We start from the raw sequence: 24,569 nt of genomic DNA on the forward strand, positions 1-24,569 counted from the left end.
TTTGTTAATTTCGTAGTGGTTTTCCTTTTGTTAACATATACTGCATCCGTTGCTGTGTTTTCGGTTCACCACATAGACTTAAAAAAGCCTCCCGTTCCAAATCTAATAGGTACTGCTCACTCACTAATGTACCTGCTGGAACATCTCCACCCGCTAATACATGGGCCAGCTTATTCACAATTAATTGATCATGATCACTTATATAGCCACCTAATTTCATTTGGTAGGCACCAAGCTTCATGATGGCTTTCCCCTCTTTGCCAACAACATGAATTCTCTCGTTTTTCTGCGGAACATAACGATCTACTAATCTCAACGCAGCTTGTTTAGCTTCATAGATCACATGATCTGAGTTTGTCACAATTAGATCTGATTTACGTAAGTAACCTAATTTCTGTGCATCCAAAGCACTTGTCGATACTTTTGCCATTCCAATTGTTTCAAACAATTTATTTACGAGTGGTTGAATGTCTGTTAGTTGTTCAGACGCTGATTCACTTATACGGCTCACATATTCCTTACAGCCTCCACCTGCTGGAATTAAACCAACCCCTGTTTCAACCAAACCATAATAGGTTTCTGCAGATGCAACGACTTGATCACCAGGAAGACAGACTTCGACCCCTCCTCCCAATGTCATTCGATGTGGGGCTGTCACGACTGGTTTTTCAAACTGTTTTAAATGTAGCATTGTATTTTGAAACATCTTAATAATATGATCGACTTCATCCCATTCTTCATCTTGAGCTTCCATTAAAAGCATCATTAAATTCGCACCAACACAAAAGTTTCGGCCTTGATTTGCGATGATAAGACCATTAAAATTACGACGCACCTCCTCAATGCTTTGTTCGATCATCATCAAAATATCGGCTCCGATTGCATTGTTAGGCGAATGGAATTCAAGGCAAGCAATCCCATCTTCAAGATCAATTAAACTCGCCCCATTGTTTGAGAGAATCACCTTGTTCTGTTCTTTAAGTGCTTTCAACGAAATAACCTCAGGCACTGAGTCAACTAATCTGTATTTACCTTTTGAAGAATAATAGGTGAAACCATTTTCTTTTAAATAAAAGGAGTTATTTCCAGCATCAATCCACTCTTTAACCCACTCGGGAACGACTAGGCCCTCGTCTTCCATTTTTGCTACAGACGACTTTAGTCCAATTGCATCCCAAGTTTCAAAAGGGCCTAAGCTCCAATTAAACCCCCATCTCATTGCTTGATCTATTTCAATAATCGAATCGGCGATTTCGCCTAACTTTTCTGCTGAATATAAAAGAACTTTTTTTAAAATATTCCATGCAAGCTCTGAATAGCGATCCTGACCAGCGAGTAATGCTTTCAACTTTCTTTCTGGACCCTTGACTAATTTTGCTGATTCTAAAGAAGAACCAACAACTTTGTTCTGTCGTTTGTATTGCAATGTAGTTACATCTAATGAAAGAATTTCTTTTCTTGTCTCTTTTTCCACCTTTTGGTAAAAGCCTTTCCCTGCCTTTTCACCGATCCATCCGTTGACTACCATCTGTTTTAACAATTTTGGGACTTCGAAGATCTGTTGCTCTGATCGATTATTGACCTTTTCTGATACATTCGTTGCTACATGGATAAATGTATCAATCCCAACTAAATCCAATGTCCGAAATGTAGCACTTTTGGGTCTCCCCAACAATGGTCCAGTAACTGCATCGACTTCCTCAACTGAAAATCCTTTTTCAAGCATTTCATTTAGCGTGACAAGCAGGCCAAACGTCCCAATTCGATTGGCAATAAAATTCGGTGTATCTTTGGCGACAACGACTCCTTTACCAAGCTTTTTCTCACAAAAATCTTTCATAAAGCTACTGACCTCTGGCAATGTTTTTTCTCCTGGTATGACTTCTAAAAGCTTCATATACCTAGGTGGATTAAAGAAATGTGTTCCAAGGAAGTGGTTTTTAAAGGAATCTGGTAGATCCTTAACCATCTCATTAACTGAAATTCCAGATGTATTCGTGCTAACAATAGTGCCATTAACCCATACTGATTCTAACTTTTTATAGAATTGCTGTTTGATCTCAAGATTTTCAACAATGACTTCAATGATCCAGTCAACCTCCTTAACTTTATCTAAATCATCCTCAATATTCCCTGGACTGATAAGAGCCACAAGATCTCGATCAAATAAAGGGGATGGATTTGTCTTTTTCAACTTATTTATCGCTTGACTCGCAAATCTATTACGTACTTGTTTGCTTTCAAGGGAAAGTTGATTAGCTATCTCCTCATCCGTTAATTGAGCCGGTACAATATCAAGAAGTAAGCTAGGTATCCCTATATTAGCTAGGTGTGCAGCAATGCTTGCACCCATAACACCAGAACCAATAACAGCAGCACGACGAATTTGTCTATCCATTACTTTATAACCTCCTACTTGCTCAATTTAGAAATTCATTTTCAGGACCAAATACTGCTCGTTCTAGTATTTCAGCAATATCTTTTGCCTTCACTTCCACTTCTTTTGCTTTCGTCCCGTCTTCAAGCATTGTTAAACAGAACGGACAAGCACTGCTAATGACTGTAGGTTTTACTTGGAGAGCTTGCTCTGTCCTTGCAACGTTCACTCTTTTGCCCGCTGTTTCCTCCATCCACATCATGCCACCACCTGCACCGCAGCACATACCATTCTCACGGTTTCGATCCATTTCTACTAATTCGACTCCTGCAATCGACCGGAGAACATCACGAGGCTGCTCATATATATTGTTGTAGCGTCCTAGGTAACAAGAATCGTGATACGTAATTCGTTCCTTCACTTCATATTTAGGAATTAAGCGTCCTTCTTTTAAAAGCGAATCAAGAAATTCGGTATGGTGAATAACCTCAACTCCTTCTAACCCGAAATCAGGATACTCATTCTTAAATGTGTTATACGTATGAGGACAGGCTGTCACGATTTTTTTCACATTGTACTTTTTCAATGTTGCGATATTTTCAAGACAGAGTTGTTGAAATAGCATTTCATTACCCATTCTTCTAGGTGTGTCTCCGGAATTTTTTTCTTCATTTCCTAAGATCGCATAATTGACTGAGGCCTCGTTCAGTAAACGTGCGAATGATTTAGACACCTGTAAACTGCGATTATCAAAAGACCCCATTGAACCAACGAAATATAAAATATCAAATTGAGGATTTTCCTTAACAGTTGGAACGAGTACGCCATCAATCGTCTCAACCCATTTTTCTCGCTCTCTGCGATTGATCCCCCATGGATTACTTTGTCTTTCAATATTCTGAATGGCACGCTGTCCTTCAAAAGGCACACGTCCCTCCATAAGTAGTAAGTGACGACGTAAATCTATTATTTTATCAACATGCTCATTGCCAACTGGACATTGATCCTCGCAATTTCTGCAAGTCGTACAAGCCCAAATCTCTTCTTCCGTAATAACATCCTCGATTAACGACAGCTCTTTCGGATCAGTAGCTGTCTTCTTCCACATCCTTTCTTGAAGTGACATTGTTGGTTCGATCGTTAACGCTGCTTGAGACCAATCACTTATTTCAGTCTCTACCCTCTCCATTCGATGTGTTGTTGTAGTCGATTGAAAGGCAAACGCAGGTACCCAGGCTGATTTCGATGTAATCGCTGCGCCTTTTTCTGTCAAATGATCTCTGAGCTTGACAATTAAATGCATTGGCGAGAGAATTTTCCCAGTATTCGATGCGGGACAAACATTCGTACATCGACCACATTCAACACAGGCATAGAAATCGACCATTTGCTGGCGGGTAAAATCTTCAATTTTTCCAACACCGAATGTCTCTGCTTCTTCATCTTCTAAATCTAATTTTTTTAATTTTCCAAGATGATCTGTTTTTCTTAATAAAAGATTAATTGGTGCAGTAATTAAATGAAAATGCTTTGACTGAGGTACGTAGACAAGAAAAACTAGTAAGATTAGTAGATGTAACCACCAAAATAGATAAAAGAGGATGTTAGCCGATGTTGTTCCTAGTTCGCTAAAAGGGGCAGCAATTAATGACGATATTGGAGCATACCACGAAACCCCTCCACCATGAATGACTCGTTCAAACGCTAATGTTAACAAAACACTGATCATTAATGAAAAAATTAAAAAGATGACAATACTAGGTTTTTTTCCACGCTTTAGACGGGATAATTTCTCGTTATAACGTCTATGAGCTGCATATCCTACTGCTAAAAATATGAGAAAGACAGTTATTTCCTGCGATAGACTGAATACTTGATAGGCAGGAATAGGTAGAGCTTTTACGCCAAGCCCCTTCACAATAATATCCAAGGCACCTAATTGAAGAATAATGAATCCGTAAAAAATAATGACATGCATTATTCCACTTTTGCGATCTTTTAATAGCTTCTTCTGTCCTAGTATTTCATTAACGAATGTAGCAAAACGTCCATACAAATCATGTTCAATCTTTTCTTTTTGCCCGAGCTTAATATATAAATAACGATGATAAACAGCCTTAAAAAACAAATACAACGCGTAAGCGCTTACAATAAGAAAACCACTAAACTGGAGCCATTGCCAAACCATAGCGTTCAACCCTTTCTTAATTGATAATCTTTCATTCTCCTTTTCACCACCTTGTGGATCGATCACAATACGTATATTTCCAAAAGAAGGAAGATATTCGTTTTCATTTTCCAAAAAATTTAATATGAATGGAACGAAAATTGTGACATAAATTGATTATGTAACTGAGAATCATTTTTTGAAAGGGTTTTCAATAATGATATGCACGTAAATGATTGTTCAAGAACTCGAAACATGAAAGGAGAATGAATTATGGATATTTATGTTGTTATAAAACAAACCTTTGATACTGAAGAAAAGATAATCATTGAAAATGGAAGTATATCCGAGGATAGCGTTCAATTTGTGATTAACCCATATGATGAATATGCAATTGAAGAAGCTATTCAAAAAAAAGAGATTTCTAGCGGAAAGGTAATTATTCTATCCGTAGGTCCAGAACGAACAACTGAAGCATTAAGAACCGCTCTTGCTATGGGAGCGGATGAGGCAGTTCTAATTTCTGATGAAAAAATCGGTTCAGACGAGACTTCTATTTCAAAGGTGCTAGCTGCATATTTAAATAGTCGAACGTATGATTTGATTCTTGGAGGGTATTTTTCCGTAGATAATGGTGCAGGCCAAACAGCTATTCGTCTTGCTCAATTACTAGATATCCCCCATGTCTCATCGATTACGAAATTAGTACTGAATGATGGAATTGCTAATGTTTGTAGAGATGCCGAGGGTGATCTAGAAGAAATTGAAGTTAAATTACCTGCTCTCTTTACAGCCCAGCAAGGCTTAAATGAACCCAGGTATCCTAGCTTACCGGGCATAATGAAAGCTAAGAAAAAACCACTTATCCGGCTAAGCCTTGATGATTTATCTATTAGCGAGGCTGATCTAGTCGAAAAGACAAATCGCGTTTCCCTTCATCTTCCTCCCGAAAAAAAACAAGGCGAGATCTTACAAGGTGAGTTCCAAGAACAGGTGAGTGATTTAGTTGATAAGCTTCAAAATGATCTAAAAGTATTATAGCAGTTGTAAACTACTTACTAATTTCAAGGAGGTCTTCCTATGAGTAAAACAATCTTAGTCATTGCTGAGCATAGTGACGGGAAGCTTCGTCAAGTTTCGTATGAAGCGATTCAGGCTGCTAAACTATGTACTAAAAAAGGTGATAACATTCATATCGCTATTTTAGGATATCAAATTACAGAATTAGCGAACAGCATTTCAGATGAGAGTATAGAGAAGATCTATGTGATGGATCATCCTGATTTAGAACAATATAATCCAGAATCCTACGTAGCAGGTGTGAATCAATTAGTTGAGTTATCTAGTCCTGAAGGCATTGTATTAGGACATACCGCGATTGGGAGAGATTTAGCTCCAATTATTTCAGCAAGTCATGATGCAGGCCAAATATCTGATGTCATAAAAATAGAGACATTAGAAAACGAAGTCTTATTCACCCGACCTATCTATGCAGGAAAGGCATTTGAAACAAAGAAATTCTGTTCTACTCCCTGGGTATTAACCATTAGGCCAAATAATATTGACACCATAGAAATCAAAAATGGCAGCATAGCAATTGAAAAGGTAGAATATAGCAACCCCATTTCCCTAAGGGCTACTATTCAACAGGTGGTTCGTAACACCTCAGGGAAAGTAGACTTATCAGAAGCGAAGATTGTCGTTGCCGGTGGGCGTGGTGTGAAGAGTCAAGAAGGCTTTAAGCCTCTTCAAGAATTAGCAGATTTACTTGGAGGAGCTGTAGGTGCCTCAAGGGGAGCTTGTGATGCGGACTACTGTGATTACTCTTTGCAAATTGGTCAAACAGGAAAAGTGGTCACACCAGAAATTTATATTGCTTGTGGCATAAGTGGAGCGATTCAGCATGTGGCTGGCATGAGTCAATCGAAAGTCATTATCGCTATTAACAAAGACCGTGACGCTCCCATCTTTAAAATTGCTGATTTTGGAATAGTTGGTGATCTCTTCACGGTTGTTCCGATGCTTACAGAAGAATTCAAGCAAGTTCTCGCAAAATCATAGAACGACTAAACCAAGCCTATTCCCTGATATGAAAACTAAGATCTAACATACTCTGCCTGGTACGAATTATCTCCAGCATGAACAGACAGTAAAGTATTCGCATAGCCAACTAAACGGTTGACTAGCTCATCACAGATGGCGTAAATAAGAGAATCTAATCTTGGTTGAAAAAGTTTGGGATCGTCAAATATGATCGTCGTGTTAATAAATATATCTTTATTACCTTGAAGATCATAATGAATAATGACTTTCCCTGCTGCCCCTTGCGTTTTAGGGTCCTGGTAATCAGCTAAAAAAATAAACCATTCTTCTGCAGTTGCGGAACGAAAATTTTTAGAAAACGTCATTTCTTTTAGAGCTAGATTTATTTCACTCTCCATTTCAGGGCTAATCAAATCAACAATATTTTTCTTCATGACACAACTCCTAAACGGTTTAATAAAACTAGTTTCTATTAGTATTAAAGAATTTATCCAAAACAAAAAACCTTTTTCTTTGGAGGAAAAAGGCTCTTTGTTGCCATACAGTTAAGAGTATATAGAGGGGTGCTCACTTATAAGGACACCCTCTAGGTTAAACAATCTAATTATTCTGGATCAATTACTTTAAGTGGTCGCATCATATCATAATCTTCATGTTCTAATATATGACAATGCCAAACATAATTACCAGAATAAGGTCCATATTTGCCAATTACACGTGTAATAAAGCCAGAAGGAGAGGCTATAGTATCTTTCCAGCCACGTTCATTTGGTTCAGGTGATTGCGGTGGTCCTGTGTAAATAATTGATCCGTCATGATTGTATTTCTCCAAATCAAAGGGTTGTCGCTCTAATACTTGAAATTGGATTAAGTGAATATGCATCGGATGCGTAAATCCTGTTGTATTAATAAATGACCATATTTCCGTTGTTCCTACTTTAGGTTTCTCTGTAACAGCTTCATGCCATCTTTTGTTATTTAGTAAGAGTAATGGTCTGCCATATTTGTCAGATGAACCAACTAACTTTAAATTTCTCATTGCCACTATCTCATTCCCTTTTAAAGATGGTATATGAGATAATCGTTTCGGGATGATGCTTTTATCTGGTGCAGAAAGGGAATCACTTACCTTTATTTGCATTACATCATCTGTTTCATCCTCTGGGCTGGCATTTTCTCCAAGATCATTTTTTAAAATCAATTCCTGTCCCTTATATCTCTCAAAATCTATAATAACATCAACTCGTTCAGATGGTTGCATTGAGATAACCTGCATTTCAACTGGTTTTTGCAGCAGTCCACCATCAGACCCTATCTGATAGATTGGTTGATTCGAACTAAGATACAAACTATAACTTCTTGTGTTTGATGCATTTAATATGCGAAAACGATATTTCCTAGGCTCTACCTCTACATATGGCCATACTTTACCATTTACTAAAATAGTATCTCCTGTAAATGCTGGTACAATTGAAGGATTTGGAAGCTCTTCCGATGCATCATTAGGCTGAGTTGGATAATTCAATGACCCATCTTCGTTAAATGAACGATCTTGGATAATTAATGGGATCTCATACGAACCAGATGGCAAATGTAAAGACTTTTCATGCTTATCCCGAATAATATAAGCACCTGCTAAACCTGCATAATTATTAAGCCTCGTCATTCCCATCGCATGATCATGGTACCATAGCATCGTCGCTCGTTGTTTATTGGGATATTCATATATTTCTTTCTGAAAAAAAGGACCAACCTCTTTGTAATCCTTAGTAAACCATGCCTCAGGATAACCATCACTTGGCCATGGAGTTTCCCCCCCATGCAAATGTGTGACTGTTCGTACCTCTGGCAGATCGGAATCATGAATGGACCGATCGACTGGCAATATATGCCTTGAAGGAAGTTGATTATCCCACTTAATTTCAATTGGTTCACCTTGATTTACTTCAATTGTAGGACCCGGGACTTGACGGTTATATCCCCAAACTCGGGTTGGAGGTAAATCTCTATGCATTTTTTGTGAGAACTCCTCCATTTTGATCTCGTAATAATGACGCTTATCCTTTGTTTTTGAAGGACGTATTGCTTCCATTATAGGTAAATAGTCTACAAATTTCTCTAGTTTTGGACTCATATAAACACCTCTACTGTTTTATGATTACTTCAGTAGATGGCAAATGTGTAGAAATCGGAACGGCATCTGTCCTAAGGATTATTAATCAGCTAAAGATCAACAAAAAAGACCTAGTCTAAGACTAGATCCTTCCTCTTACTTCGTTTCTTACTGCTTCAATTAACTCATCTGTTAAATTGGCTGGCAAGGATGTTTCTTCTTCGAAAACCCATGAATTAATAATTTCTAAATCATTCTTCTTAAACGTCACACTATAGTTTTTGTCTTCATGAGTGATTGTCGCAGTAACTGTTTCTTCACCATAGAAATCATCATCAATAATCATATCTGTCAATTCATACGACTGCATGTTATACCCTCCCAAATAAACTGATTAGTAATAGAATGAACCAATTTTCAAAGGTTATTCTCCTGTTTGAAACTAAGAGGCAACTCCTGAATTATATTAAGAAAAAAATACCTATGTAGATAAAAGTCTTTGACATTCAATCAAAAATGAGGTAAATTAGCAAATGGTCGAACGTTTCACTAATAACTTAACTTTAATATTCGTATTTAGGGGTGTATTTCATGGATAATGTGTTTGATTACGAAGATATTCAATTAATTCCTTCAAAATGTATTGTAAATAGTCGTTCAGAGTGTGATACTTCAATTACTTTAGGAGGACATACATTTAAATTACCAGTCGTACCTGCAAATATGCAGACAATTATAGATGAAAAAATTTCAATCTATTTAGCTGAAAATGGCTACTTCTATATTATGCATCGATTTGAACCTGAAAAACGTCGCAACTTTATTAAAGAAATGAAGTCTCGTCAATTAATTGCATCTATTAGCGTAGGAGTCAAAGAAGAAGAGTATAGCTTTATTAAGGAGTTGGCGGAGGAAAACCTTTCTCCTGACTTTATTACAATCGACATTGCACATGGACATTCAAATGCAGTTATCGAAATGATCAAGCATATTAAGAAGCATCTACCTGAAAGCTTCGTAATCGCTGGAAATGTGGGGACACCAGAAGCTGTAAGAGAATTAGAACACGCTGGTGCTGATGCTACAAAGGTCGGAATTGGGCCAGGGAAAGTGTGTATTACTAAAATTAAAACAGGCTTTGGAACAGGCGGATGGCAATTAGCTGCTCTAAGATGGTGTGCAAAGGCTGCAAGTAAGCCGATCATTGCCGATGGCGGTATTCGTACACATGGTGACATTGCTAAGTCCATTCGTTTCGGTGCCTCAATGGTAATGATCGGATCATTATTTGCCGGTCATGAGGAATCTCCAGGTGAAACCATTGAAAAGGACGGTAAGCTATACAAGGAATATTTCGGTTCAGCTTCTGAATTCCAAAAGGGCGAAAAGAAAAATGTTGAAGGTAAAAAGATGATTGTTGAACATAAAGGTGCATTAAAAGACACCTTAACAGAAATGGAACAAGATCTACAGTCTTCAATTTCCTATGCTGGTGGAACAAAATTACTATCTATTCGAAATGTAGATTATGTTGTCGTGAAAAATTCAATTTTTAATGGTGATAAAACCTACTAAGTATCCAAAACGACGATTGCCTAACCAAAGCCATTAGCTTTGGTTAGGCAATCTTTTTTTATTAAAGAAGAAAAAATTCTAGAATATCAATGTTTTTATAAGACCAAAATATTCTCTTATAACATAATTCATTTTTATAAAAAAAGGTGAATTTCCACTTGCTCCATTGCAGGTTAAACCTACTTGCTTGCAGATGATTTTGGCTCTTAACATATGATAATCACTTGTGACAATCAAAACGGTTGGGTTCTCCATTTCTAATTCTGTCATTAGATCTTTTGAAAATTGGATATTTTCGTTTGTCGATGTTGATTGTCTTTCATATTCAATACGATTAGCTTCAATACCGTGTTCAACTAAAAAACGCCCCATTGCCTCAGCCTCGGTGATTGTCTCTCCAGGACCTTGACCACCAGAAACAATGACCGGTAAGCTTTCATCACGTTGGAGTACACGTAAACCAGTGTTCAACCGGTCTTCAAGTGTCTTAGAAGGAATCTCTCCATTAAGTCCTGCTCCTAGTATGACAACAACATCTATGTCTGAAGTAGTCATTTCTTTGCTAGTATGACCGTGATAAATGATAATGGTTTCTACAAGCACGAACGAAATGATAAAAATACAATAACTTGTTAAAACAATTTGAAATAATCTTTTTAATTTTCGACTCTTTTTTCTTTTATGTGCTAACATTTTCAGAGAAAGAATGAGGATAATATTAACGGTGATAAATAACACACCAAAGCTTCTGCCAAACAACAATATAATAACGAATAAACTAGAAACGAGAAATAAATAACGTAACCTTACATTCGAGAAATAAGTATTCATTTATATTAGCCTCTTCTCTATTGAGTCAGATCATTATTCTAGTTCGCAATTCCTCATAAATCTCCTGCTTAAAATGGAATAAACATTGAAAAGCACGATTCCCACCTAGGAAACGTGCCTTCTTATTTACAGATTAAATTTAGATTTCAGATAATGATAGACGCCATCTTCATCACAAGTAAATTCGGTTACTTCGTCAACTACCTCTTTTATTTGTTCCCCTGCATTTTTCATTGCAACCGAAAACTGAACAAAGTCTAGCATAGGAAGGTCATTATGACTGTCGCCAATAGCCATTGCTTCAGCCGAGGTTAAATTAAATTGGTCTAGGATTTGCTTGATTCCGGTAGCTTTATTTACATTTGCAACCATGACCTCAACATTATGCCCCGAGGAAATTGACGTCGTAAAATCAATTTCATGCTTTAGTTGCTCTAATTCATTTTTCCAATTGTTAATATGTTCTTTCGTTCTAGAAAAGAAATAAAATTTAGAAAAACGATTACCTTCGATTGTTTCCTCCCAGGATATTTCTTCTTTGATCGCTTGTTTTCTTGAAAGCCATTCATTAATTCCAACACCTTCGGGCTTCGGTTCACGAATCTCGTTTTCTACATAAGCTTGATCTTGTTTTAAAGTCACCCGCGGTGCACCATAAGGAAATAGCTCATAATATACTTTGCTTTCTCTAGCTCTTTCAATAATTTTCTCGACAAGTTCAATTGACAAGGAGTGTTCAAAAACGACGTCTCCTTCTATGTAACCGGCCATTCCATTTGATGTGACAAACCCATCCACTTTGAACCCTTCAGGTACAACGCCAGCAATTTCATCATAAGAACGACCTGTCGCTACAAACACATAAAAACCCTTGCTTCTTAAGTTATCGATTATGTCTTTTGTAGCCATTGTAACTTTGTTCAGATGGTTTAAAATTGTTCCATCCATGTCTAAAAATATTGCTTTAGGTGTGAATCCCACTAATAAATCCCCCCGTTTTTTTGTAAATAAGTTCATTTATCAAGTATACACATAGCTATATGCAAGCTCAACTTGATTTACCTCAAAGCAAATAGTAATTATAAAGGTCGAATTCAAAACGACTTAATTAGATCTTTTACTTGCTAAAAGAGACATTTGAGAATTATTTCTCAAATGTCTCTAGTCCGATTCGTATCACAATTTACTCACCATCAATTACGTCTTTAAATAATTGATAGGATCGAATTTGTTTTTCTTGATCATAGATATAAGATACTGCCATAATTTCATCAACTTTATACTTATCTTGGAAGCTTGTTAACTGTTTTTTAACCGTTTCTTTACTGCCTTGTAATGTAACACTAGACATGGATTTGGCCATCTCTTTTTCAGGCTGACTCCATATACTGTCCATATCCTCTACTGGAGGACTTAACGGTATTTGCGTGCCTCGAACAACATTTAAGAAAAACTGTTGCATCGTCGTCGATTCAAATGCGGCTTCTTGATCACTCTCAGCAGCAATGACGTTAAGACATACCATCATATAAGGTGATTTCAAGTATTCTGATGGTTTAAATTCTCTCCGATAAATCGATATCGCCTCTTCCATATATCTAGGTGCAAAATGAGAAGCAAATGCATATGGTAGCCCAAGTTTTGCGGCCAAATGAGCCGAATCTGTTGATGAACCCAGAATGTATATCGGGATATTAGTCCCAACACCAGGATGTGCCTTTACATAGCCTTGTTCTTCAGCAGGACCGAAGTATGTAAGCAGAGCCTGAACATCATCTGGAAACGTATAGACGGAAGAATCATTTTGAGTACGTCTTAATGCACTGGCTGTTCTCATATCTGTACCTGGGGCACGACCAAGACCTAGATCTAAACGGTTAGGATAGATTGTTGCCATCGTACCGAACTGCTCTGCAATTATAAGAGGAGAATGATTAGGCAACATCACACCACCTGAACCAACTCGAATGCGATCAGTATGTTCAAGTGTATGTTTAATCAATATAGGAGTAGCTGAACTTACAAGAGTTGGCGTGTTATGATGCTCAGCAATCCAATAACGTGTATAACCCATTTCTTCAGTAGCTTGGGCCAAATCAACCATTGATTGAACAGCCTCTTTTGCATCCTGACCTTGACGAATTGGTGCAAGATTTAAGACGGATACTGGAATATTTATGTTTGACATTTGGAAGTTCCTTTCTTGATCAAGTTTCCTTACTATAGTAACAGCTCAAGACAAGGAACAAAAATTTAATGCCTAGTCATTTTTTTACGTTTTCTAATGTAGATTTTTCATCAAATTCTGATTTTTTTATGATAGAAATTCTACCGTCGGTTTCTAAAATGACAGCATCAACACTGGACATTGAACCAATTCCATTTGAACGGGCAGCTTGCAATATTTCAACTTCTAATACCCTTTTCTTCTTCATCACTGTTCTGAGAAATTGATCATTATAATAGAGTAATTCAGGAGTAGATTTCACCAATCTACTAACTTTACTCGATCGAACCGAAAGCCAAGCAATCATATATTGCATTCCTACTAAGACACCAAAAGCAGTTATACCTTCTGCAAGTGCCACATTCTTATTTAGTAAAATGGTTGCCAACGTCGAACCTAGTGCTACGGTGACAACTAAATCAAATGCGTTCATTTTTGACAGCGTTCGCTTTCCAGAACTCCTTAACACTACGATTAAACCAAGATAGGCTAGTATTCCAACTAATAACGTTCTCCCAATTGTTTCCCAATCATTAAAAAGCATCAATACACCCTTTCTTTTATGCTCGCCTTCTTACTTTTTTGTTCCCTTCTATTCTTAATTACAAACAGTCAGCGGAAATATTACAAACAAAAAAGGCTAGGACATAATTAATGTGCCTGACTAAAAACCCGAACAAAATAATCCTTTAGCGGATTAAATATACGTAGACTCCAGCGGGATCTAAAAGAGGCCACTGAAAAAGGTGTAATTTTTACCTTTTTTAGTGGCCTTTAAGCAATGAGCGGAACCGTTGCATTCTCTTAAGTCTTGCTATGAGTGGGTTTCTCATAGCAGGCGTGCAACGAGTGGAGCCATTGCTGCTTCCTAGAATCTGCTCAAAGGGGCTTTTTCAGTGGCCTCATCTAAAAGCCAAAGTTGAGTCCCCGCAGGCTAACGTGAGGCGGCTCAACGGCTTCCCGCGGAAAGCGAAGTATATTTCAGGAGCGGTTTCCTTACTCCATACCCCTTCGTTTGCTTTTTTAGTTAGTTAAATCACTTTTTTCCCAGCCTCTGTTACCTTTGATAAAGAACACTTATTCTATTTCATGTATGCATCAACTAACTCATAACTTCTCTCTTTTGTTAGTTCTATTCTTGTACTTACATACTCCAGTATTTCCATCGTTCCACCTTCATATTTTAAGGCAGCTTTTCTGGCTGTTTCAGCACAATACATTTTAAAAAAGTAAGAATATAAGTAATAAATTATGGTCACATGTTCACATAAATTAAGCTATCTACCATTATTATAAAAATTTTCCACTTCAAGCATTCTATTTAAATTATTATGTTTACCACTTTCACTGCAGGGAATAAAGATGAAAAAGTAAATGGAGGCGATTGAAATGACTAAAACCATTTTCATTACAGGAGCAGCAACAGGACTCGGTAAAGGAACAGCAATCGGATTAGCAAAGAAAGGCTATAAGGTTATTGCAGCAGTCGAGTTACATTCACAAGTGACTACATTAAGAGAAGATGCCAAGAATGCGGAAGTTGAACTTGAAGTAATCAAAATCGATATTAAAAATCAAGATGAACGAGCTCGGATGCTACAATATGATTTTGATATTTTTGTAGCAAATGCAGCAGTAAATGAAGGCGGGCCACTTGGAGAAGTTCCAATGTCAATTTTCAGAGAGATTTTCGAAGTAAATGTTTTTAGCACATTAGAAACTGCTCAACTTGCAGCTCGTCTATTCATGAAGAAAGGACATGGGAAAATAGTATTTATGTCCTCCATCGCTGGAATTATGGCATCCCCTTACAGTGGTTTATATGCAGCATCAAAACACGCACTTGAAGCTATTGCTAAAACGATGCAAAAAGAGATGGAACCATTTGGTGTCCAAGTTGCCACCATCAATCCGGGTCCGTTTGCGACAGGATTTAACGACCGAGCAGTTGAAGCTAAATGGAATTGGTATAACGAGGATATTCATTATACACCGAAGGAAGAAATGAAAGAAGCGGACAAAAGCGTTAAAAACCAGTTTGATCCTAAAAAAATGATTACGAAAATGATCGAAATCATCCCAGAGGATTCTCACCAATTCCGGACGGTTTTTCCAAAAGAAACAGAACAGCAAATGAAAAAAGAAGAAGCTGAGTATTGGGAGAAAAAGATATAATTACGACCTATTCTTGCAAATCCAGCTGAATGGTCCTTCGATAGTTGAGCATATTAATACTAAGAAAGTGAGGTGCCAAACAAATGTCAAAACAAGGTATGCAGAAGAAGGACCAGACGAGAGAGCAAATCGAGAAACAAGATCATCGAAACGATATTGAAATGGGTGAAGATTACCAAATTGGTAACACAGGTTCACAGAGCCAAAAAAAGAGTGGTCGACAAGTAAATAAGAAATAGAGTTAGATCAATTGCTTCCTAACCCTATATGTGATGTTATTTTACATTCTCTATATCAAGTAAACGAGTCATACTTTTAACTAACATAATTTAACAGCTTCTTTTATAATCAAGATGTGTTATACTAAACTAGCGATGAGCTAAGTTGCATAAGACGAGATTGACACGCCTTCTAGGCATGCATAATGTGGATTCTGCAGTCTCTCGCCGTAACACGCATAAAAAGACGTCCTTTTTGGGCGTCTTTTTTCAATTCAATTGAAAAAATATTAAAAGACACTATCCAAGAGGATAATGCCTTTTCTTATAAGAGATTTAAGAGATTATTTATTAAATGACACGAGTTGTAATCATACCGTCAATCTTATTAAAGTTATCCTGCAAATTTGCAAGTACTTCGTCATTAACATTGTTTTCAATATCAATCATCGTATATGCGTAGTCACCACGGCTTCTGTTCACCATGTCAGCAATATTCAGTGCAGAACTTGAGATAAGAGAAGTGATTTGCCCCACCATATTCGGTACGTTTTTATGGAAAGCAGCTACACGTCTTTTACCTGTGTATGGCAAAGAAGTGTTCGGGAAATTAACTGAGTTTTTGATATTTCCTGTCTCAAGGAAGTTCTTCACTTGTCTTGCCGCCATGATCGCACAGTTTTCTTCTGACTCATTCGTTGAAGCACCTAAATGAGGAATTGGAACAACATTTTTCATTTTAAGTACATTTTCATTTGGGAAATCCGTAATATACTTACCAACTTGACCACTCTCAAGTGCGGCTTCCATATCCATTTCATTGACAAGTTCCCCACGTGAGAAGTTCAAAATATGAACACCAGGCTTCATCGTGTTAAATGTTGATTCGTTGAACATTCCAGCTGTATCTTTCGTATATGGAACGTGAACAGTAATGTAGTCACAGTTTGCGTATAACTCTTCAACAGTCATCGCTCGTTGAACATTACGAGATAGATTCCAGGCTGTATCAACAGAAATGAATGGATCAAAACCGATAACATCCATTCCTAAATGAAGAGCATCGTTAGCAACAAGAGCACCAATTGCCCCTAGACCAATAATACCAAGTGTTTTTCCTTTTATCTCTTTCCCTACAAATTGCTTCTTCCCTGCTTCAACAAGCTTACCAATCTGGTCTCCTTGATCTTCTAACGTTTTTGCCCACTCCACCCCTGCAAACAGATTACGTGAAGAAGCCATAACAGTAGTTAATACAAGTTCCTTTACTGCGTTCGCATTCGCACCAGGTGTATTAAATACGACAATTCCTTGCTCAGTGCATTTTTCCACAGGGATATTATTAACACCTGCACCTGCTCTAGCTATCGCTTTTAATTGATCATTAAATTCGATTGAGTGCATATTGAAACTACGGACAACAATGGCATCCGGATTCTCACTTTCATTATCAACAATATAATTTTCTTTAAAGACATTTAACCCACTTTCCGCTATGTTGTTTAATGTCTTAATCGTTTTTACATTATCTAAAGCAATTGTACTCATTTCATTCTCTCCCCTAACTCTTTTTTTATTATTATAGAATGAATAACTAAAATCATAAACATATTATTTCTCATTCGTCTACTTCAGGTTACTAGAATATAAGCATACTTCTATACGAGTAAACAGAAAGAGGCAAGGAGAAAATCCCCTTACCTCTGCCCAGGCGAACGGCTAAAACGACACTATATGCTCCCTCACGGTTATCCGCATTCGCCAGTTACATATAGCCTTTAAATTAATTTCATTTTATCAAATTTTCTAACAATGAGCAAGTGTAATATTTATTAAAAATAGTGTATTCAGTTATCTTAGCAGATAAGCGAAATAACCCTACTTTTATGTAAATAAACGATTGTTCCCACAATCAATTTTACTAAAGAACATATCCTGCTAAAACACTTTGAACATCATAAATATTGAGACTCTTATTAAACTGCTTCTGGATAGGTGCTGAGCTACTAGAAATCCAAATCTTTAATTCGGCATCTAAATCAAAATTACCAGCAGTTTCAATACTAAAGTGAGTAATATTACGATATGGAATTGAGTGTAACTCAATTTTCTTTCCTGTTAAGCCCTGCTTATCTAGAAGGATCAATCGCTTATTCGTAAAAATAAACATATCGCGAACGAGCTTGTATGCCTTGTCTACAGTTTCACCATTCGTTAAGACATGTTCAAATTCCTTTCTAACATCCTCAATTTTAATCTCAGAAGCATTACCCATCATTCCATCTAGGAAACCCATTATTTATTCCCCCATTCTAATATATTCATTATTAGCTTTGACTCTTTGGGTAGTAGACATCAAATTCAATCACTAAGTGTAAGATATTTTCATCTTATAACGCTAAGTTGAATTATAACATATTAACCTAATTATGGAAGACACTCAACAAAAACTACAGTAAATCCAACAAAGATAATGTGTATTTGCTATTTTTCCTCTCCAAAAAAAGGTTTATTAACATAGTAATACATTACACCCATTAGCCCACCACCACCAATGATATTACCTGCCGTCACGGGTACAAGATTGTGTACAACCCCAGACCAAGAAATCGTTTCGGGGTGGTCAACAACTAATGCAATTGCAAATGTGCACATATTTGCGATACTATGTTCGTATCCAGAGATAAAAAAACAAAAAACAAAAAGCATCATAGAAAATATTTTTGGACCATCCCCTTGCAATGACATAGGAATGAAAAATGCTAAACATACGAGCCAATTACATAAAATGGCTCGGAAAAACAACTCTGATTGAGGGGCATTCATTTTATACTCGGCAACACTTAACAGAAATCCATTAACGGTCGGTTCAGCGAACAAACCTGTCAAAAGGATAAGGAGAGCAAAAACAGTTGCTCCAAGAAGGTTCCCAATATAGCTCATTAGCCAAAGTTTAAGAACATCAAACCATTTCATCTTTTTGCGAAGTGCTGTATATGTATAATAGAATGTATTACCAGTAAACAAATCTCCTCCCCCGTAAGCAATTAGGATAATCGCAGCTCCAAACGTTAGTGCAGCAATAGGATACGTAAGCGGAGAATGTTCTAAATAAAATAAACTACCTGTTTTAAATGCAACGATAACGCCAAACCCAATAAACATGCTAGCTAACATTGCTCTAGCTAAATACATAAGCGGACTAACACGGTAGATTCTTTGTTTTTTTAATGCAAGCTCCTCCACCTTTAACAGTGCATTAATTTCCATGAGTGTCTCTCCCTTCTCTCTCTACTTCGAAGCCCTCTTTCCTATCTATCCTGCTCTAAATCATTTGGCTATATGTATAACCAGATTCACATAATCTATTTCGGGAAATAGAAAAAAGGTACCATTAGGATACCTCTTTCTTTATTATAAGACAGTGATTATAATCACAAGTTCGTTCATTGTTTCTTATTTTTCAAGTAGAAGATATGGTGAACCTCACTATCTAGCATAATAATTTTTCACCAATTCTCCCATCACCCAATTGGTTCTTGTACCGGTCTCCCCGTTGCTCGGACACTGCTGCCCTTTGCCAGTTAATTCTGCTACAATTGTTTCGAGTAATGGCTGATGGACATGTTTAGGGGGATCAAAGCTCCATTCCTTTGTTCCATTTTTTGTTGTTAAAACAATTGGCGTGTTACCAAAAGTCGAGAAGCTGATCGTCCCTTCACTACCGATAATTTTATTTACATCTAACTCCTCATGAGCAGAATAACACCACTGACCGACACCATGGGTTCCGGATTCAAATTGATACGTACCAGTAACAAGATCTTCTGCTTCATAATACCCGGATTGATTTGAAGCATATCCACTAACGGATTTAATCGGTCCTAGTAAGAAGTCTAATATATCAAGTGTATGACTTCCTAAATCGTAAAATAGTCCACCACCCGACAAATGGGGTTGAACCCTCCACGGGGGATTTACCATATTCTTTTCCTTTTCAGAAACCTGTTGATACTGAATGGTCGAGACAAGGCGAACATCCCCGATTACATTATCTTCTAGTAGCTCTTTTATTTTTAAGAACCTCGGTTGTGCTCTCCGATAATAAGCTACATATAATGGAACTTGAGCTACCCTACAAGCATCCACCATTTCTTCACACTCATTAACATTTAATGCCATGGGTTTTTCAACATAAACGACCTTCCCTGCCTTGGCTGCCTTCAGTGTGTATTCTTTATGTAAACCTGGTGGTGTTGCTATGTATATAGCATTAATTTCCGGATCATTAATCAATTCATCCGCGTTATCATACCACTTTGGAACCATATGCCTTTTTGCATAATCCTCTGCTAGTTTACCAGTTCTTCTCATTACAGCAATCAATTCCGAATTCTCTATTTTCCCAAAGGCAGGACCACTTTTGACTTCTGTTACATCCCCACATCCAATAATTCCCCACTTTACCTTTTCGAAATTCATGTCAGTCCTCCTATGCTAAAATTCAGTTCAATTTAACATATTAACATTATTTACCGTTTGATAGGCAGAATTTTTGTTAAAGTTAAGTAAAAAAAAGAGACAGATATCACCTGTCTCTTTCGTTCAGACTAATTATGAAAATTCGTTCCATCCGTTGTTTCTGCAATTACACCAGTCCGTACAACGAAGTCACCGAAATGTTCGCCTTCTGTACGTTCTTTTGCATAGTTAGCAAGAAGGGCTCTTAATTCATTCAGAATCTCTTCTTCCCCAATATTTTCACGATACATTTTGCTTAACCTGCTTCCATCATGAGCAGCACCTAAATACATATTGTACTTACCAGGTGCTTTACCAATGAAGCCAATTTCACCTAATGCCGGACGACCACAGCTGTTCGGACAGCCTGTCATACGAATTGTGATCTCTTTATCTTTTAAGCCGTTCGCATCAACAATTGCATCAATCTTTGTTAATAGCTCAGGTAAGTAACGCTCAGCTTCCGCCATTGCCAAACCACATGTTGGCAACGCGACACAGGCAAGAGAACTACGGCGAATCGCTGTATAATGTGCACCATCTGTTAAACTATATTGCTCAATTAGTTCGGTAATTTTCTTCTTCTTTTGACTCGTCACATTTGCAATGACAAGGTTTTGATTACCAGTTAATCGGAAATCCCCTGTATGGATTTTGGCAATCTCACGTAAGCCTGTCATTAGCTTATAGTTTTCATAATCGGCAATCCGACCACCTTCAACGAATAAAGTAAAATGCCATTTACCTTTAACACCCTTTACCCATCCGTAACGGTCACCATTATGATCAAAATGAAATGCTTTTGCTTCATCAAGACTCCAGCCTAAACGATTCTCAAGCTCTTCTTTCACCGTTTCCAAACCAAGACGATCAACCGTATACTTGAAACGAGCATTTTTTCTTTCTGAACGATTTCCGTAATCACGTTGAATCGTAATGATCTTTTCAGAGATGTCATACAATTGTTCTGGCTTACAGAAACCAATCACTTTAGCAAGCTGAGGATATGTTTCTTTGTCACCATGAGTCATTCCCATACCACCACCGATAGCTACGTTAAATCCAATAAGCTTATTATCTTCAACGATGGCAATGAAACCAAGATCTTGCGAAAAGACATCAATATCGTTTGATGGTGGAACCGCAATACCAATTTTGAACTTTCTTGGTAAATAAAGCGGACCGTACATTGGCTCAACCTCTTCATCAACTTCAGGGGAACTAGCCACTTTCTCTTCATCAAGCCAAAGCTCATGGTAGGCTCTTGTACGTGGTAACAGTTCATCACTTAGCTGTTTAGACCATTTAAAAACTTCCGTATGAATCTCAGATTGATCTGGATTTGGATTACACATCACATTACGGTTAACGTCTCCACAGGCTGCAATTGTATCTAACATTGATGCATGAATATCTTGAATTGTTTGTTTCATGTTCCATTTCAATATCCCATGCATTTGAAACGCTTGTCGAGTTGTCAGCTTCAACGTACCATTTCCATATTTCTGTGCGAGTTCATCCATTACAAGCCATTGATCAGCAGTTGAAACCCCACCTGGCGTACGAACACGAAGCATAAATTGGTATGCAGGCTCTAGTTTTTGCTTATGACGCTCATTTCGAAGGTCACGGTCGTCCTGCAAGTAGCTACCATGGAATTTCATCAGACGATTATCATCATCAGAGATACCTGAGCTAATTCGTTCTAGCATCGTTTCTCTCAGCGTACCACGTAGATAGTTACTTTCTTCTTTTATACGCTCAACATCGCTTGGCGATCCTTCTGGTGCTTTTAACGTTTTATTTGCCATTTTTCAGTAAAACTCCTTTCGACCAAAAACTCAATATACGTCGCGCTGGTAACGTTTTTGTTGCTGCATGTCAGCAAGATAGCTTTCCGCTTGTTCTCTGCTCATGCTGCCTTCTTTTTCAATAATATCGATAAGTGTATTGTGAACATCATGTGCCATATGCTTTTCATCACCACAAATGTAAACAACCGCCCCAGCTTCAAGCCACTCATATAATTCCTTACTATTTTCTTGCATTCTATTTTGAACATACACCTTTTCAGCTGTATCACGTGAGAAAGCAACGTCCATCTTGGTTAAGACACCATCTTTTAATGCCTTTTGCCATTCTATTTGATAAAGGAAGTCTGTTACAAAATGCTGATCACCAAAGAATAACCAAGATTTCCCTTCTGCTCCAGTTTCCTCACGCTCTTGAATGAACGAACGGAATGGTGCAATGCCTGTCCCAGGTCCAACCATAATGATTGGAGTATCAGGGTTTTCTGGCAACTTAAAGTTTTCGTTATGTTGTACGAAAACCGGAAGTGTATCACCAGGCTCTAATCGCTCTGAGCATAAGATTGAACAAACTCCATTACGCTCGCGTCCGTGTGCTTCATAACGAACCGCACCGATCGTTAAGTGCACTTCGTCTGGATTTGCTGATAAACTACTTGCAATCGAATATAAGCGAGCTGGCATTTTACGTAAAATACCAGTGATTTCTTGAGCTGAAACGTTCCAAGGACCGAAATCTTTTAGCAAATCAAGTAAATCATGTCCATCTAGATAGGCTTTTAATTTATCTTCGTTTCCTGTAGATACAAGGTCTTTGAGCTCACTATTTGAGGAAAGCTCAGCAGCCTTTTGAATAATTGGTTTCGTCAGTATAGTAATTTCATAATAAGAAATAAGTGCATCTTTAAGTGAACGTGTTTCACCTTGCTTATTCAATGTTACTGTTTCTTCTGAATTCCAGTTCATTTCTTTAATTACCATATCTACAAGTATTGGATCGTTTTCTGGATAAACCCCAAGGCTGTCACCAGGTTGGTATGTAAGACCAGAGCCTTCAAGTGATATCTCGAGATGTCGTGTTTCTTTGTTTGAGCCACGGCCATTTAAATTTAGATTTTCTAGCACTTCCGCTCTAAATGGGTTTGTGCGAGAAAATTCCGATTCGACAGCTGCTTCAGTAGACACTTGTGCTTCTGGAGTTGCTGTTTCACCTTGTGCTTCACTTAGGCCATTAATAACCCCTTCGATCCACTCTGCCGCTGGTTCATCAAAATCAAGATCACAGTCAACACGAGGATAAATGCATGTTCCACCAAGCTCTAGAAGCTTTTCATCAAAGTCTTTCCCTGTCTTACAGAAAAATTCATAAGAACTATCTCCAAGCGACAGAACAGAGTAGCGAAGATTTTCAAGCTTAGGTGCACGCTTCCCGTGAAGGAATTCATGGAATGAGATCGCATTATCTGGTGGATCGCCTTCTCCATGCGTACTAACAACGATAAGAAGGTTTTCTAGCTTCTTAAGATTGTTTGGTTTGAAATCGTTCATTGATGCGACAGTTACCTTAAAGTCTTTTGCCTCAAGAGCTTTCCCTGCTTTCTTAGCAAGTGCTTGTGAGTTTCCTGTTTGTGACCCAAATAAGATTGTTACATCCTTTGAGATCGTTTGTACTGGAGCTGCGGCTGGCGTCACCGATTCAATTGCTTGAGCACCCTGCTCTGGAGCACTAACGACTGAAGTAGCCGATGATGCAGCAATATAACCACTTAACCAAACCTTTTGTGATTCTGTTAATGTTGGTAGAAGGCGATTAAGAAGCTCTACCTGTTCCTGATTAAAAGGACTGTTCATTACCTGAAGTTGCAAAAATACCCACCTCACAAAGGAAATATAATTTATCATCCCTAATTTTTCAATTATTGGAATCAACAATTCTAGCATTCACTATTAGTGAAAGAATGATTAATTTTATCATAGTTCTACAATCCCTATGAGTCAAGTCGGTTTTTCATAATAAACCATTCTTTCTTTTAAAATAAGACAATTTATAACACATAATCTTTTACGTTCTAAAGCAGAAATCCTGTTAGATCTTTATAATAGTAAGTATCAAAATCCTATTGTATGATATCATTTTAAAACTTCCCGATAAACTGTCTGAACCTTTTATTAAAAGAATATTTTAGGAGCAGGTAACAAACCACGGATCCTTTAATTTATTATTTGTTTACAATTTTCCTTAACTGGGAATTGAAGATTAACGAATTAAAGGAGGAATTAGCAATGATCAGAACTATCCTAATGGTAATTGGAGCAATTGTTGTGATTGGCTTCATTATTTCTTTATTGTAATCAATAGCAAAGAGGCTAGGACATATGTGTATGAGCTAACTTAAAACCTGAACAAAGTTAGATAGTGTATCGACACCGCTCCTGAAATATACTTCGCTTTCCGCGGGAAGCCGGTGAGCCTCTTCGTGCCACGGCACTGCGGGGTCTCACCTTTGGCTT

20 protein-coding genes and 1 riboswitch are annotated in these 24,569 nt (G+C 37.5%); of the genes, 5 read left to right on the forward strand and 15 right to left on the reverse strand.

Translation table 11 applies throughout. The features are described from left to right. Positions 1–4: 4 nt before the first annotated feature. A complete protein-coding gene (locus J7W16_RS06430; protein ID WP_210596444.1) occupies positions 5–2,398 on the reverse strand; it encodes a 3-hydroxyacyl-CoA dehydrogenase/enoyl-CoA hydratase family protein in 2,394 nt (797 codons plus the stop codon). A gap of 22 nt (positions 2,399–2,420) precedes the next feature. Next, the gene (locus J7W16_RS06435; protein ID WP_210596660.1) at positions 2,421–4,565 is read right to left on the reverse strand and encodes a (Fe-S)-binding protein; all 2,145 of its coding nucleotides are present in this window, start codon (positions 4,563–4,565) and stop codon (positions 2,421–2,423) included. A gap of 252 nt (positions 4,566–4,817) precedes the next feature. On the opposite strand from J7W16_RS06435, the gene J7W16_RS06440 reads away from it, so the two are divergent. Both J7W16_RS06440 and J7W16_RS06445 read left to right on the forward strand, forming a co-directional pair. Beyond that, positions 4,818–5,585 carry an electron transfer flavoprotein subunit beta/FixA family protein gene (locus tag J7W16_RS06440; protein WP_210596445.1) on the forward strand — a complete coding sequence of 256 codons (768 nt, stop codon included), beginning with the start codon at positions 4,818–4,820 and terminating at the stop codon, positions 5,583–5,585. Positions 5,586–5,624: 39 nt separating this feature from the next. After that, positions 5,625–6,605, forward strand: a complete 981-nt coding sequence (locus J7W16_RS06445) for an electron transfer flavoprotein subunit alpha/FixB family protein (RefSeq protein ID WP_210596446.1) — start codon at positions 5,625–5,627, stop codon at positions 6,603–6,605. A 35-nt stretch (positions 6,606–6,640) separates the two neighbouring features. On the opposite strand, the gene J7W16_RS06450 is transcribed toward J7W16_RS06445, so the two are convergent. The 3 genes from J7W16_RS06450 to J7W16_RS06460 form a co-directional block, all read right to left on the reverse strand. Further along, positions 6,641–7,021, reverse strand: a complete 381-nt coding sequence (locus J7W16_RS06450) for a hypothetical protein (protein WP_210596447.1) — start codon at positions 7,019–7,021, stop codon at positions 6,641–6,643. 170 nt (positions 7,022–7,191) lie between these two features. Further along, entirely contained in the window at positions 7,192–8,721 is a 1,530-nt protein-coding gene (locus tag J7W16_RS06455; protein ID WP_210596448.1) for a multicopper oxidase family protein, read from the reverse strand. A gap of 121 nt (positions 8,722–8,842) precedes the next feature. Further along, positions 8,843–9,070: a hypothetical protein gene (locus tag J7W16_RS06460; protein ID WP_210596449.1), complete on the reverse strand. Its 228-nt coding sequence runs from the start codon at positions 9,068–9,070 to the stop codon at positions 8,843–8,845. Between the two features lie 221 nt (positions 9,071–9,291). Between J7W16_RS06460 and guaC the strand changes: the two genes are divergently transcribed. Beyond that, positions 9,292–10,275 (forward strand): GMP reductase, encoded by a 984-nt coding sequence (gene guaC, locus J7W16_RS06465; protein ID WP_210596450.1) that lies wholly within the window; start codon positions 9,292–9,294, stop codon positions 10,273–10,275. Between the two features lie 78 nt (positions 10,276–10,353). Here the strand turns inward: guaC and J7W16_RS06470 are convergent, their stop codons facing one another. The 4 genes from J7W16_RS06470 to J7W16_RS06485 form a co-directional block, all read right to left on the reverse strand. Further along, positions 10,354–11,106, reverse strand: coding sequence for a YdcF family protein (locus J7W16_RS06470; RefSeq protein WP_210596451.1), 753 nt, complete (start codon positions 11,104–11,106; stop codon positions 10,354–10,356). 126 nt (positions 11,107–11,232) lie between these two features. Beyond that, a complete protein-coding gene (locus J7W16_RS06475) occupies positions 11,233–12,087 on the reverse strand; it encodes an HAD family hydrolase (RefSeq protein ID WP_210596452.1) in 855 nt (284 codons plus the stop codon). 202 nt (positions 12,088–12,289) lie between these two features. After that, positions 12,290–13,294 carry an LLM class flavin-dependent oxidoreductase gene (locus tag J7W16_RS06480; protein ID WP_210596453.1) on the reverse strand — a complete coding sequence of 335 codons (1,005 nt, stop codon included), beginning with the start codon at positions 13,292–13,294 and terminating at the stop codon, positions 12,290–12,292. Between the two features lie 76 nt (positions 13,295–13,370). After that, a complete protein-coding gene (locus J7W16_RS06485) occupies positions 13,371–13,877 on the reverse strand; it encodes a DUF421 domain-containing protein (RefSeq protein ID WP_210596454.1) in 507 nt (168 codons plus the stop codon). Between the two features lie 845 nt (positions 13,878–14,722). Here J7W16_RS06485 and J7W16_RS06490 point away from each other — a divergent pair. Further along, complete coding sequence (locus tag J7W16_RS06490; protein ID WP_210596455.1) at positions 14,723–15,508, forward strand: SDR family oxidoreductase; 786 nt, start codon at positions 14,723–14,725, stop codon at positions 15,506–15,508. 83 nt (positions 15,509–15,591) lie between these two features. Then, positions 15,592–15,747 (forward strand): hypothetical protein, encoded by a 156-nt coding sequence (locus tag J7W16_RS06495; RefSeq protein WP_210596456.1) that lies wholly within the window; start codon positions 15,592–15,594, stop codon positions 15,745–15,747. Positions 15,748–16,077: 330 nt separating this feature from the next. Here the strand turns inward: J7W16_RS06495 and J7W16_RS06500 are convergent, their stop codons facing one another. The 6 genes from J7W16_RS06500 to J7W16_RS06525 form a co-directional block, all read right to left on the reverse strand. Continuing rightward, complete coding sequence (locus J7W16_RS06500) at positions 16,078–17,274, reverse strand: phosphoglycerate dehydrogenase (protein ID WP_210596457.1); 1,197 nt, start codon at positions 17,272–17,274, stop codon at positions 16,078–16,080. Between the two features lie 150 nt (positions 17,275–17,424). Continuing rightward, positions 17,425–17,505, reverse strand: a riboswitch (ZMP/ZTP riboswitch). A gap of 142 nt (positions 17,506–17,647) precedes the next feature. Beyond that, positions 17,648–18,022: a PH domain-containing protein gene (locus tag J7W16_RS06505; protein ID WP_210596458.1), complete on the reverse strand. Its 375-nt coding sequence runs from the start codon at positions 18,020–18,022 to the stop codon at positions 17,648–17,650. A 188-nt stretch (positions 18,023–18,210) separates the two neighbouring features. Then, the gene (locus J7W16_RS06510; protein WP_210596459.1) at positions 18,211–18,996 is read right to left on the reverse strand and encodes a formate/nitrite transporter family protein; all 786 of its coding nucleotides are present in this window, start codon (positions 18,994–18,996) and stop codon (positions 18,211–18,213) included. Positions 18,997–19,215: 219 nt separating this feature from the next. Continuing rightward, a complete protein-coding gene (locus tag J7W16_RS06515; protein WP_210596460.1) occupies positions 19,216–20,208 on the reverse strand; it encodes a Gfo/Idh/MocA family protein in 993 nt (330 codons plus the stop codon). Between the two features lie 128 nt (positions 20,209–20,336). Beyond that, positions 20,337–22,058 (reverse strand): assimilatory sulfite reductase (NADPH) hemoprotein subunit, encoded by a 1,722-nt coding sequence (gene cysI / locus J7W16_RS06520; RefSeq protein ID WP_210596461.1) that lies wholly within the window; start codon positions 22,056–22,058, stop codon positions 20,337–20,339. Between the two features lie 30 nt (positions 22,059–22,088). Beyond that, a complete protein-coding gene (locus tag J7W16_RS06525; protein ID WP_210596462.1) occupies positions 22,089–23,924 on the reverse strand; it encodes an assimilatory sulfite reductase (NADPH) flavoprotein subunit in 1,836 nt (611 codons plus the stop codon). Between the last annotated feature and the right edge of the window lie 645 nt (positions 23,925–24,569).

It is taken from the genome of Halalkalibacter suaedae (genome assembly GCF_017939705.1).
GTDB classification, from domain to species: domain Bacteria; phylum Bacillota; class Bacilli; order Bacillales; family Bacillaceae_D; genus Halalkalibacter; species Halalkalibacter suaedae.